General features: G+C 37.7%; 8 protein-coding genes. 2 read left to right on the forward strand and 6 right to left on the reverse strand.

Features of this window, described 5'->3' with window-relative positions:
- Positions 1-267 precede the first annotated feature (267 nt).
- A complete protein-coding gene (locus ZA06_RS08190) occupies positions 268-1,809 on the forward strand; it encodes an Rne/Rng family ribonuclease (protein WP_053976878.1) in 1,542 nt (513 codons plus the stop codon).
- Positions 1,810-1,879: 70 nt separating this feature from the next.
- Here the strand turns inward: ZA06_RS08190 and ZA06_RS08195 are convergent, their stop codons facing one another.
- From ZA06_RS08195 to ZA06_RS08210, 4 genes are all read right to left on the reverse strand, one after another.
- Positions 1,880-3,655, reverse strand: coding sequence for a T9SS type A sorting domain-containing protein (locus ZA06_RS08195; protein WP_053976879.1), 1,776 nt, complete (start codon positions 3,653-3,655; stop codon positions 1,880-1,882).
- Positions 3,656-3,826: 171 nt separating this feature from the next.
- Positions 3,827-4,867: an aldo/keto reductase gene (locus ZA06_RS08200; RefSeq protein WP_053976880.1), complete on the reverse strand. Its 1,041-nt coding sequence runs from the start codon at positions 4,865-4,867 to the stop codon at positions 3,827-3,829.
- 103 nt (positions 4,868-4,970) lie between these two features.
- The gene (locus tag ZA06_RS08205; RefSeq protein ID WP_053976881.1) at positions 4,971-5,930 is read right to left on the reverse strand and encodes an OmpA/MotB family protein; all 960 of its coding nucleotides are present in this window, start codon (positions 5,928-5,930) and stop codon (positions 4,971-4,973) included.
- 42 nt (positions 5,931-5,972) lie between these two features.
- Positions 5,973-6,734: an exodeoxyribonuclease III gene (locus ZA06_RS08210; protein ID WP_053976882.1), complete on the reverse strand. Its 762-nt coding sequence runs from the start codon at positions 6,732-6,734 to the stop codon at positions 5,973-5,975.
- Positions 6,735-6,979: 245 nt separating this feature from the next.
- Here ZA06_RS08210 and ZA06_RS08215 point away from each other — a divergent pair, with 245 nt between their 5' ends.
- Positions 6,980-10,390: a hypothetical protein gene (locus ZA06_RS08215; protein WP_053976883.1), complete on the forward strand. Its 3,411-nt coding sequence runs from the start codon at positions 6,980-6,982 to the stop codon at positions 10,388-10,390.
- A 56-nt stretch (positions 10,391-10,446) separates the two neighbouring features.
- Here ZA06_RS08215 and ZA06_RS08220 read toward each other — a convergent pair whose 3' ends face one another.
- Together ZA06_RS08220 and ZA06_RS08225 are read right to left on the reverse strand one after the other, a co-directional pair.
- Complete coding sequence (locus tag ZA06_RS08220; protein ID WP_053976884.1) at positions 10,447-11,988, reverse strand: glycine--tRNA ligase; 1,542 nt, start codon at positions 11,986-11,988, stop codon at positions 10,447-10,449.
- A 60-nt stretch (positions 11,989-12,048) separates the two neighbouring features.
- Positions 12,049-12,933, reverse strand: a complete 885-nt coding sequence (locus ZA06_RS08225) for a hypothetical protein (RefSeq protein WP_053976885.1) — start codon at positions 12,931-12,933, stop codon at positions 12,049-12,051.
- Positions 12,934-12,937 lie beyond the last annotated feature (4 nt).

Below are 12,937 nucleotides of genomic sequence, written 5' to 3' on the forward strand. Positions count from 1 at the left end.
GGTAAAAAGAGAAAGAGACACAAGGTAGCAACGCACAAGCGTAAAAAAAGAAGACGCGCTAACCGTCACAAAAAGAAATAAAATGAAAAAGTAGTTTTTTAACTACTTTTTCATTTTTTAATGTAACGTTCTTTGATATTTAGTTCATGCCCATTTTGCTAGTACTTTGGCTTGCATGGACTTAACGGAAAATACTTTCTGTGTCAAAAATTAAAAGTATAATCCATCTGCCTCCAAAGCTTTTTGGGGTGGATATAAATTTACAGTATGGATAAAGAATTGATTATTAGATCAGGTTCCGATATTGTTGATTTTGCCTTATTAAAAGATGGAAAACTTATTGAATTACATAAAGATGAAGAAGACAACAACTTTTCGGTTGGCGATGTGTTTATAGCCAAAATTAGAAAAGCTGTTCCGGGCCTAAATGCCGCATTCGTGAATGTGGGTTATGAAAAAGATGCCTTTTTGCACTATCATGATTTGGGTCCAAAACTTCCTTCGCTTTTAAAATTCGTAAAACGTGTAAGCACAGGAAAAAACACCGATTTTTTACTCAAAAACTTTCAGTTTGAAAAGGATATCGATAAGGATGGCAGCATTTCAAATGTATTAAAAGCCAACCAATCCATCTTGGTTCAAATTGTAAAGGAGCCTATTTCCACCAAGGGTCCCCGCATCAGTTCAGAATTGTCTATTGCAGGGCGCTATTTGGTGTTGGTCCCGTTTTCAGATCGCATTTCAATTTCTCAAAAAATTGAATCCAAAGAGGAAAAAGACCGTTTGAAACGCTTGGTAAAAAGCATTACGCCAAAAGGATTTGGAGTAATTGTACGTACCGTAGCCGAAGACAAAAAGGTTGCCGAATTGGACAAGGACCTGCAAAACTTGCTCAACAGGTGGACGGCCATGTGTAAAAAATTAAACAGAGCACATCATCCAAGCAAAGTGCTGGGAGAAATGAACAAAGCATCCTCTATATTAAGGGATATTTTTAACGATTCATTTTCTAGCATTATCGTAGATGATGAAGCTATGTACGGTCAAATTAAAGATTATGTGCAAGAAATTGCACCTAACAAAGAGTCTATTGTAAAGTTGTATAAAAATGGCGTGCCAATTTTTGAAAAGTATGGTATCGAGCGTCAAATAAAAACATCTTTCGGACGCACAGTATCTATGGCCAAGGGCGCCTATTTGGTAATTGAACACACCGAAGCCCTTCACGTTATAGATGTTAACAGTGGTAATCGCTCCAACAAAGAAAAAAATCAAGAGGACACTGCTTTAGAAGTCAATTTAATATCAGCATCAGAAATAGCCCGACAACTGCGCTTGCGCGATATGGGTGGGATCATCGTAGTGGATTTCATTGACATGGGGAAAGCAGAGAACCGTAAAAAACTTTATAATCATCTTCGCGACGAAATGCAGGATGATAAAGCAAAACATAAAATATTGCCTCCTAGTAAGTTTGGGCTGGTACAAATTACCAGACAACGTGTACGCCCAGAGCGCAATATTGAAACCAAGGAAGAAAATCCTAATGGTACTGGAGAAGAAATAGAAGCACCAATTAAAATTGTGCAGAAGATTACCCAAGACATGGAACGTATTTTCAAAAAAGACTACAAAAAGGTGACCCTAAACACACATCCTTTTATAGCAGCCTTTTTAACCAAAGGTTTTCCTTCAATACGTTCTAAATGGTTTTTAGAACATAAAAAATGGGTAAAAGTATTACCCAGAGATGCTTACACGTATCTTGAATATCATTTTTATGATAAAAATGGTAAGGAAATCAAATAATATCAAAAAATTAACCCCTTTCAAACAGTTTTGGAAGGGGTTTTTTGTTTATAGAAGGAATGTTTCTCTTTTACTTTATAATCAATTGTTTTGTAAAACTTCCTTTTGAAGTATCAATTTTTAAGAAGTATAGGCTTTTTTCCAAAATTGATAAATCTATAGTTTGGTGTCCTTGGTTTAATGAACCTTGTTTTAAGGTTTGTCCGGTAACACTTAAAACGCTGTAAGTGGCGGCTTCGTTTACTTTTACATAGAATACACCGGAACTAGGATTAGGGTATATTTCTATATTTTTAAGTTCTATGGCTTCATTAGAAAGCGTTCCAGAACAGCTTAGGCTGTAATTAGTTTGAGGATCTTTAATTGTCCAGTTGGCATTGCTATAGTCTACATTGTCTACTTCTACACAAGTTAAATCTGGGTTGTTGGTAATATCAATAGTTGTGTTTAATGAAGAGCGCCCTGCAGCTATATTAATACCAAATTGAAGATTTAAGCTCGTTAAATTATTGGTGTTACATGAAAATGAAGTTAGAGCAGAGTTAGCACTCATGTCTAAACTTGTTAGCGAGTTGTTATTACAGTTCAAGATTTCCAAGGCTTCAAAAGCTTCTATACCTGTTAAATCTTCAATTTCTTTTGAAGATACGTCAAGGTTTGTGATGGTGTTAATATTGGTTAATAACACATAGTCATCTAGTACAGAGTCGTAACCTAAATCTATTAAAGCTTGTTCAAAATTATCATCTGGCACATAAACTTGGCAGGCTTCCTCGCTGTAAATGGTTTGCTCATCTTTTACAGTCCAGTTGGTAGTGCTATAAGCTGCATCATCTACTTCTACACAGAATAAATCTGGATTGTTTGAAATGTTTATGTAGGGTATGCCACCATTAATAACAAAGGCTTCATTATTACCGTTTTTTAGGTTTAAGTTAGTTAATGAGTTGTTTTGTACCCATAAAAAATATAATTGAGGTTTGCTGCTTACATCTAAACTTGTTAACTCATTATGAGAACAGATTATTAACTCTAATTGATTATTGTTGCTTAAATCTAAGTTTGTTAGGGCATTAAAAGAACACCTTAGTTCGGTTAATAATGGATTATTGCTAAGGTCCAAACTTGTTAAATTAGTCTCATTACAGTTTAGACTAGTTAATGCTGTGTGGAGGCTTACATCAATGCTAGTTAAATTATTATATGAACAGCTTAATGATGTTAAAGCTGTGTTGGCATTTATGTCCAAACTTGTTAAGTTATTCAAACTACAGTTTAAAATAGTTAATGCTGTGAGTGGGCTTACATCAATGGTAGTTAGGTCATTCTCTCCACAATTTAATTCAGTTAAACCTATATTTGCACTAAAATTTAAGTTTGCCAAATTATTTTTAGAGCAGTTTAAACTTACCAAAGCGATATTATTACTTATATCTAAATTTGTTAATGCATTCCGAGAGCAATTCAGTTCTTCCAATGCTATATTGGCACTTATGTCTAAGTTGGTTAATAAGTATACCCCGTAGGACTCATTAAAACTACAGTCCAATTTTTTGAGTTCTGTATTGTTGCTAAAATCCAAACTTGGTAATTTATTCTTGGAGCAATTCAATTCTTCCAAGGCAATAAAATCTTCAATACCAGTTAAATCTTGAATACCTCTTGACGATACATCCAAACTTGTTATGGCGCCAATGGCGCTAGTGTTTACCTGGCCGTCGATAATATCATCATAACCTAAGGATATCAAGGCTTGCTCAAATTTAGGATCGGGTATTGTAGTTGTTTGTGCTTTAAGAGAAAGTGTGCCTAACAGGGCTAGGCTAAAAAGTAGGTTTTTTGTCATGGTTGAAATTTTAAAAAAGCGAATGTATAAAAAGGAGTTAACTTTTATACAGAGTAATCTTTCAATTATTACTAATTAACTTTCATTTAAACAAAGGCGGTATGGGTGCAAAAAAAATAGCCTGAGAACTTGCTCAGACTATTTTTGTTTAAGTACTGCTATATTGGGTAACTAGGTTGCAGGATTTGGCATTGCTGTATGCACGTCATTGATAGCTTTTAAAAGATCATCATTTAAGGTTACATGAATACTTCCGATATTTTCTTCAAGTTGTTCTAGGCTGGTAGCGCCTATAATATTACTGGTTACAAAAGGTTGTTGGGTTACAAAAGCCAAAGACATTTGTGCCAATGTCATATTGTTATCTTCAGCAATTTCTAGGTAGCGTTTGGTGGCTTCGGTACATTGTTCGCTGCTATATCTAGAGAATCTAGGGAATAGTTTTAATCTAGCATTGTCTGCTGCCGTGCCTTTGATATACTTTCCAGACAAGACTCCAAAAGCCATTGGTGAATAGGCCAATAAGCCAATATTTTCCCGCATGGAGATTTCTGCCAAATCGCCTTCAAAAGTTCTGTTTAAAAGAGAGTAGGCATTTTGAATGGTTTTCATTCTTGGTAAGCTGTTCTTTTTGGATTCTTCCAAAAAGCGCATGGTTCCCCAAGCCTTTTCATTGCTTAAACCAATATGCCGAATTTTTCCAGCTTTAATTTGAAGATCCAATTTATGAAGCACTTCCTTAAAGTTGTCTTCCCATGCATCATTGGGATTGTGTTTGTAATCACGAGTTCCAAAGGTGTTCGTCTCACGTTCCGGCCAGTGAATTTGATACAGGTCTATATAATCCGTTTGAAGACGTTTTAATTCATTATTTACGGCTTCTTCAATGGAATCCCCTTGAAGTCCCGTAGTTCTAATATGAGCCGTATAATCACTAGGGCGGCCTACAATTTTACTGGCAATAATCACTTTGTCGCGATTTCCCCGTTCCTTTAACCAATTGCCTATAATCTTACTTGTGGACCCTTGGGTTTCAGGGCTCGCAGGTACTGGATACATTTCGGCAGTGTCAAAGAAATTGATGCCTTTATCCAAAGCCATGTCCATTTGGGCAAAACCTTCTTCTTGGGTGTTTTGGTTGCCCCAAGTCATGGTGCCTAAACAAATTTTACTAACTTTTATATCGGTATGTGGTAATGTGGTGTATATCATTGTATGTTGCTGTTTTGTATTCGAAAAAAAGAAGGTTAAAGATAAAAAAAACCTTTCCGCGCTAAGCATGGAAAGGTTTTAAAAGTATGTTAATGTTATTGGTTTAGATATCCTCCAACAGTTTCGATATTTCGTCCAATTTAGGTGTTAGAATCACTTCTATACGTCTGTTTTTAGCTCTCCCTTCTGCAGAATCATTGGAAGCTATTGGTGCAAATTCTCCACGGCCGGCAGCCGTCAAGTTTTCAGGATTGATGGAAGGGTTTTCTCTTAAAATGTTTACAATGGCTGTGGCACGTTTGGTTGACAAATCCCAGTTTCCGCTTAACTGACCATTACCTTGGTAGGGAACATCATCTGTATGGCCTTCAATTAAAATAGCAATATCTGGATTTTCCGCCAAAACGCTACCCAACTGCTGAACGGCTTCTTTACCATTGGCACCTACGGCCCAGCTTCCAGATTGGAATAACAATTTATTCTCCATAGAAATGTAAACTTTTCCACCACGTTGCTCAACGGTTAATCCTTTGCCTTCAAAGTTGGTCAAGGCTTTGGAAATGGCATCCTTAAGTTGCCCCATGGCTGCATCTTTGGAAGCAATCACACGCTCCAATTCTGCCACACGTTGTGAGCGGGCTTCTAATTCTTGCTTTAGTTTCTCCAAACGGGCATTTTCATTGGCCAAAGCTTGTTCTTTGGCTTCCAATTGCGCTAAAAGCTCGCGGTTTTTCTGTGCGTTCTTTGCAATTTCCGAAGAACTGTTTTTCTCAAGGGCGTCGTAAGACGACTTCAAGTTGGATAAGTTGGCCTTGGTAGCTTCGTAGTCACTTTTTAAGGCGTCACGCTGTGCCACAGCAGCATCATATTCTTTTTGTAATCTGTCAAGATCGTTTTTGGTCTTGTTCAAGTTTTCCGAAAGGCTGCTGTTTTGGTCAGCCAAATCGCGATTCTCCTTTTTCAATTCGGCATATTTGTCTTCCAAATCGGTGTAGATCTTTTTGGAAACACAGGAAGTGGCCAACATAAGTGAAAGGGCAACAACTGAAATTTTTTTAAGCATACGGGATAAATTTTTAAATGTTGTTTAGTAATAAAATTTGGTTTAAGCTTCTATTTCCAATAAAATTGGACAGTGGTCGCTATGAACTGCTTCTGACAGGATAACGCTTCTTTTTATTTTTTCTTGTAAAGGCTCGGTTACCATGCTGTAGTCCAAACGCCAGCCTTTATTATTGGCTCTGGAATTGGCTCTATAGCTCCACCAAGTGTATTCTTGTTTTTCGGGGTGCAAATGTCTGAAGGCATCTATAAATCCGCTATCGATAAACTGTCCCAACCATTCGCGTTCTTCTGGTAAAAACCCGGAAACTCCCTTCATTTTAGGGTTGTGGATATCGATTTCTTCATGACAAATATTGTAATCGCCACATACAATTAGGTTTGGGTGGGTTTCACGCAAGTTGTCTAAATACTCATGAATCATGTTCATATATTCAAATTTGTGGGCTAATCTATCGTCATTGGTTCCTGAAGGCAAATACATGCTCATTACAGAAACCCCATTAAAGTCAGCTCTCAGGTTGCGACCTTCAAAATCCATAGACTCAATTCCCGTGCCATATTCAACATGGTCGGGTTCAATTTTACTTAAAATGGCAACGCCACTATAGCCTTTTTTTTGCGCACTGAACCAGTAGTTGTGAGTATAGCCCGCTTCGGCAAAAAGATCGAGGTCCAATTGACTTTCCATAGCCTTTATTTCTTGAAGGCAGATAACATCGGGATTTGCACTTTTGAGCCAGTCCATAAATCCTTTGTTAATAGCTGCCCTGATGCCATTGACATTGTAAGAAATGATTTTCATATATGATTGTAAATTAAATAGAATGCTGCCATTTGTTCTGTTTTGTACAGATGCGATTTAAGAAACGGCAAATTTCAGCTAAAATAAATAATACAGTACTTTTACGCCATTATTTTATGGAGCTTTTAACGATAAAATAATTTTTATCTTATGAAGTTTTAGTATCAGATGAAATACTACGGTCTTAAAGGTGATATGTAAGACCAAAGTTTGACATCTCCTGAAAAGGAAGTTTAAATCCCGTAATGAGAATACCGCTAAGTGTAATATGTTTGTTCCTGTCGTTTTGTGCATTTGCACAGGAACTTCCGTCACATTACAGGACTAAAAAACTGGCGGTTCGCGATACTGTTCAAATTGATACGGTGAGTATTAATTCCAGTAGGTTTTTGGTGAAAACCAAACTGAACATTCCTGTAGATTCGTCCTTTTATTCCATAGATTTTTCAAAAGCCTTATTGGTGTTTAAAAAGCCAATTGAAACGGATACTATTGTTGTAGACTATTTGCGGTTCCCTGATTTTATGACACGGCGTTATTTTCAGTTGGATGACAAAATCATCGTTGAAGATACCAAAGATATGCAGCGTCTGTACAAACTGCAGCAGTCTACTGTGGAGAAAACATTTACGCCTTTTGAAGGATTGTCTACTTCAGGAAGTATTTCTCGTGGTGTGACTATTGGAAACAACCAGAATTCTGTGTTGAATAGTGAATTGGATTTGCAGATTTCTGGAAAATTGAGTGATAAAGTGTCGCTTAGGGCTTCCATTCAAGATGCCAATATTCCTCTGCAGGAAAGTGGCTATTCCCAACGTTTGGATGAATTTGATCAGGTGTTTATTGAACTGATGAGCGACCGATGGAACATCAGGGCGGGAGATATCGATTTAGGTACGACCAATACCTATTTTGGGAATTTTAGTAAGCGGGTGCAAGGGCTTTTGGTAAATGCTAATTTGGAACATCCTAACTCCAAAACCAATCTATTTGCGTCGGGAGCTTTGGTGAGAGGGCAGTTTACCACGAGTAAATTTACGGCAGAAGAAGGAAATCAAGGACCTTATAAATTGCGTGGCCCCAATAATGAGTTGTTTGTGTTGATCGTGTCTGGAAGTGAAACAGTGTATGTGAATGGAGTACCTGTGGAGCGAGGCGAAAACAAGGATTATATCATAGATTACAATGCGGGAGAGATTATTTTCAATTCTACCTATCCTATTACTTCGGAAATGCGTATCACGGTCGATTATCAATTTAGTGACCGCAATTATTCCAGATTTATAGTGTTTGGAGGTGGTGCTCACGAAACCGAAAAGCTCAAAATAGGAGCTTCTGTCTATTCCGAAGTGGATGCAAAAAATCAACCGTTGCAGCAAAACTTGTCCGATGATCAAAAGGAAATTTTATCCAACGCAGGAGACGATAATTCATTGATGGTGGCACCTTCCGCCATTCCTGAAACCTATAGCGAGAACAGAATTCTCTACAGGAAGGAGATTGTTGATGGAGAAGAAATTTATGTATTTTCAAGTAATCCTGATGATGAGTTGTACAGCGTGAAGTTTACTTTGGTTGGCGACAATCAGGGCAATTATATTTTGGTGAGCAGCGATGCTATCTCTAATATTTATGAATACGTTGCACCGATAAATGGTGTGCCACAAGGAAATTATGAGCCTGTTGTAAAGCTGATAGCGCCTACCAAATTGCAATTGGCGGTGGTAAATGCTTCCTATCAGCCTACGGATAAAACCGATATTTATTTTGAAGTAGCTGGGAGTAAAAATGATGAAAACCTATTTTCTACTTTGGACGATGGTAATAATGATGGTTTTGCAGCGAAGTTGAAAGTGAAACAGGCTTTGGTGAAAACAGATAGTTTGTGGAACCTAAATGTATTTGTGGACGGGGATATCATCCAAAAGAATTTTAAGACCATTCAGCGGTTGTACTACGCTGAATTTAATAGAGACTGGAATTTAGAAGATCCTTTGGGCAATCAAAGTCTATTGACTGCCGGGGCGGAATTGTTGCACTCTAAAAAAGGGACGGCCAATTATAGGTTTGAACATCTCAACTTCTATGAAAACTTTAATGGCAATAAGCATAATGTTTTTGCCAACTTGTATTTGAATAGGTGGAGTATTTATTCAAATTCTAGCTTTTTGGATAATAGGAGTAGTTTGACGACTTCTACGTTTTTAAGAAGTTTTAACCGATTTACCTATAGTTTTAAAAAGCAATGGGTGGGAGCTAAATTCGCCATAGAAGATAATGAGCAACGTGAACGTGCTACGGATGAGCTTACTAATTTGAGTCAGCGTTTTACAGCTTATGAAGTTTTTACTGGGGTTGGGGACAGTACAGGAGTGTTTGTGGAGTTGGGCTATAAACATCGTGTCAATGATAGTTTAAGGGAAAACAGAATTACTAAGGTGAGCCATTCCAATACATACTATTTGAAATCCAAACTCATACAAAATAGCAATACCAACCTTGGGGTGTATGTAAATTACAGGAATTTAAAATCGGTCGATGCTGAGGTTGAAGATGAACAATCTTTAAATTCAAGGGTGGTGTTCAATCAAAAGCTGTTTAACCAAATCGTGCTTTGGAATACCATTTATGAAACCAACTCGGGGACTTTGCCTCAACAAGACTTTACCTATGTAGAAGTGGAGCCTGGCCAGGGAAGTTACAAGTGGATTGATTATAACGACAATGGGGTGCAGGAACTCAACGAATTTGAAATAGCCCAGTTTCAGGATGAAGGTGAATTCATCAGGGTGTTGTTGCCAAACCAAGTATTTGTAAAGACTCATCAAAACAGATTGAGCCAGACCTTGACCTTAAATCCTGCGCAATGGTCTGTTGAGGAGAAGGGAACAAAGAAGTTTCTGTCTCATTTCTACAATCAGACTTCCTTTTTAATAGATGGAAAAAACAGAAGGGAGGGCGGTGAGTTCAATTTGAATCCATTTGTAACGGAAGAGGATGATCTTTTGGCCTTGAGCCAAAGTATCCGGAATGTATTGTTTTTTAATCGTGGCAAGCAGCGTTATACAACTTCATACACTTTTTTGAATAACCGAAATAGGACGGTGCTGTCTATTGGATTTCAGGAGAATAAATTGAAAAGCCATCAGCTCAACTTTAACCATAAGTTTGCCAAGAGTTGGTTGTTTAATTTTCAGAATAGTGTGGGGACCAATGAAAGTTTAAGTGAAAATTATTCTAGTAGAAATTATGAGATTGAGGAGGTACGGTGTCATCCAAAACTATCCTATTTATTTAATGAAAATGCTCGATTTGATGTATTTTATCAATACACGACCAAAGAAAATGCTATTGGTGGAATGGAAACGTTGGCGCAAAACAATTACGGGCTGTCATTTACTTATAACAAGGCCCAAAAGGTATCTTTAACTGGAGAGTTGAATATGTTCCAAAATACTTTTGAAGGAAATCTGAATACACCAGTGTCATATCAAATTTTGGAAGGTTTGCAGCCAGGGAAGAACTTTACTTGGACGCTTTTGGCTCAAAAGAAGCTGACCAAATTTTTAGATCTTAATCTTAACTATTTTGGACGTAAAACTGAAACCTCTAAAACCATCCATACAGGGACGGTTCAATTGAAAGCGTATTTTTAATAAAAAAATCCCAACCATTCGGTTGGGATTTTTTTATTCTATAATGGAGGTGAAATTTACATTTTCATCAACCAATTTTTAACATCAACCTCCTGTTTGATGAGATCTCTTAATTCCTCAATTTTCACACGCTTTTGCTCCATTGTATCTCTGTGACGGATGGTAACCGTTTGGTCTTCCAAGGTGTCGTGGTCTACAGTAATACAAAATGGTGTTCCTAAGGCGTCCTGTCTTCTGTAACGTCTTCCAACGGCATCCTTTTCATCGTATACCACATTGAAATCCCATTTCAAGTCTTCAACAATTTGTCTTGCAACTTCTGGTAAACCGTCTTTCTTCACCAATGGCAAAATAGCTGCTTTCGTAGGTGCTAAAACCGCAGGTAATTTCAATACTGTTCTAGTAGTATTGTTCTCTAACTCTTCTTCTTCTAAAGCATTTGAGAACACGGCCAAGAACATACGGTCCAAACCTATGGAGGTTTCCAATACGTAAGGTGTGTAGCTGGCGTTTTCTTCAGGATCGAAATATTGAAGTTTTTTACCAGAAAACTCTTCGTGCTGTTTCAAGTCGAAATCTGTACGGGAATGGATCCCTTCCAATTCCTTAAATCCGAATGGGAACTTGAATTCTATATCGGTAGCAGCATCGGCATAATGCGCTAATTTCTCGTGGTCATGGTAACGGTAGTTGTCAGCTCCAAGGCCTAAGGACAAATGCCATTTCAAACGAACTTCTTTCCAGTGGTCGAACCATTCTTTTTGAGTGCCCGGTTTGATGAAAAATTGCATTTCCATTTGTTCAAACTCACGCATTCTGAAGATGAACTGTCTTGCTACAATTTCATTTCTAAACGCTTTTCCAGTCTGCGCAATTCCGAAAGGAATCTTCATGCGGCCCGTTTTTTGAACGTTTAGGAAGTTAACGAAAATCCCTTGAGCTGTTTCTGGACGCAAATACAAATCCATCGCGTTTTCTGCCGAAGCACCAAGCTTGGTCCCGAACATAAGGTTGAATTGCTTCACATCGGTCCAGTTTTTGGAACCTGTTAGTGGATCTGCAATTTCCAGTTCTTCAATCAGGGCTTTAACATCTGCCAAATCTTCGTTTTCCAAAGATTTTGCCATGCGTGACAAGATGCTGTTGATTTTCTCTTGGTATCCTAAAACTCTAGCGTTGGTAGAGACAAATTCTTCTTTGTTGAAAGCTTCTCCAAAACGTTTTGCAGCCTTGGCCACTTCCTTGTCGATTTTAGCCTCTATTTTAGCGCAATAGTCTTCAATTAAAACATCGGCTCTGTATCGTTTTTTAGAATCTTTATTGTCTATCAATGGGTCGTTAAAGGCATCGACGTGCCCAGACGCTTTCCAGGTTGTAGGGTGCATAAAAATTGCGGCATCAATACCTACAATGTTTTCATGCATCTGTACCATGGCTTTCCACCAATAGTCGCGTATATTTTTCTTTAGTTCAGCACCATTTTGTGCGTAGTCGTAAACAGCACTCAATCCGTCATATATTTCACTGCTTTGAAATATATATCCGTACTCCTTTGCGTGCGATATTACTTTTTTAAATTGATCGTCTTGATTTGCCATGCTGCAAAAATAAAAAACCGCTCTGATTATGGGAGCGGTTTTTTAAAATATATTTAAGGATTATTGTAACGTAACTTGCGTGGCTCCCAGTTTTCTGTCTTTGTGAAAGACATTCACAAAATAGGTGCCTTTTGAAAGTGGTTTTTCATTATTGTTAGGTTCAATATCGACGGTAATGTCCATAACGTCACCGTGATAGTTGACGGTTTTTTTGGTACTGTAAATTAATGAGGAATCCCCAAAGAAGGTTGAGCCTTTATCGGCTAACACATTGTTTTGAGGGTTTACAATTTGAATGTACAGTTCCTTTTCGCCTTCTTCGGCCAGTGCATTTTCAGCTAGAGTGAAGTTTACTTCTATCCGGTCGGCCTTTGTAGCTTTTTGAGTCTCTTTGTTTCTTCCCAAAAAGCTTTTGTAGGCTTTGGCTTCAAAAGAGTTGGCGGTTAGCAGGGAACCTTTTTTAATGTGGTCACTCAAAATTTTATTTTCCTTCTTCAGGCTGTTGTTGGTACTGCGCTCTTTCTTTAGCTCATTATAGGCTAGCAGCTTTTCACGCTGCAGTAACAAATTGGCATCCTTAAGAGAATCGATGGCCCTGAACAGGTGATCGTTTCTGGTTTTTAACAGGGTAACCTGGTGTTTGAATTTAGAGATGACAGATAGGTCGCTGCGAAGGACTCGAAGAGAATCTAAGGTAAGTTCTGCATTTCTTTTAGCCTCTTTTACTTGAGAGGACATTAAATTATTGGATCCTATAATGTCGTCGTATCTCAAGATCATTTGAGATAGTTCGTTTTCCATTAAGTGTTTTTCACTCTCTAAAAATTGCTCGTTAGCTCTAATGGATTGGTGACTTGTAAAACTGTAAACAGTTAAAACAGCTAAAGCAATAATTAATGAACCAATAATTAATCTGTAGTTAAAAAATTGAGGGTTAACTATCATTATT

This window comes from Mangrovimonas xylaniphaga (assembly GCF_001280435.1).
Classification (GTDB): domain Bacteria; phylum Bacteroidota; class Bacteroidia; order Flavobacteriales; family Flavobacteriaceae; genus Mangrovimonas_A; species Mangrovimonas_A xylaniphaga.

Bases quoted from the DNA above. Each gene is read 5' to 3' on its own strand.
- ZA06_RS08190 (WP_053976878.1), top strand. From the start codon at position 268: ATGGATAAAGAATTGATTATTAGATCAGGTTCCGATATTGTTGATTTT.
- ZA06_RS08195 (WP_053976879.1), bottom strand. From the start codon at position 3,655: ATGACAAAAAACCTACTTTTTAGCCTAGCCCTGTTAGGCACACTTTCT.
- ZA06_RS08200 (WP_053976880.1), bottom strand. From the start codon at position 4,867: ATGATATACACCACATTACCACATACCGATATAAAAGTTAGTAAAATT.
- ZA06_RS08205 (WP_053976881.1), bottom strand. From the start codon at position 5,930: ATGCTTAAAAAAATTTCAGTTGTTGCCCTTTCACTTATGTTGGCCACT.
- ZA06_RS08210 (WP_053976882.1), bottom strand. From the start codon at position 6,734: ATGAAAATCATTTCTTACAATGTCAATGGCATCAGGGCAGCTATTAAC.
- ZA06_RS08215 (WP_053976883.1), top strand. From the start codon at position 6,980: ATGAGAATACCGCTAAGTGTAATATGTTTGTTCCTGTCGTTTTGTGCA.
- ZA06_RS08220 (WP_053976884.1), bottom strand. From the start codon at position 11,988: ATGGCAAATCAAGACGATCAATTTAAAAAAGTAATATCGCACGCAAAG.
- ZA06_RS08225 (WP_053976885.1), bottom strand. From the start codon at position 12,933: ATGATAGTTAACCCTCAATTTTTTAACTACAGATTAATTATTGGTTCA.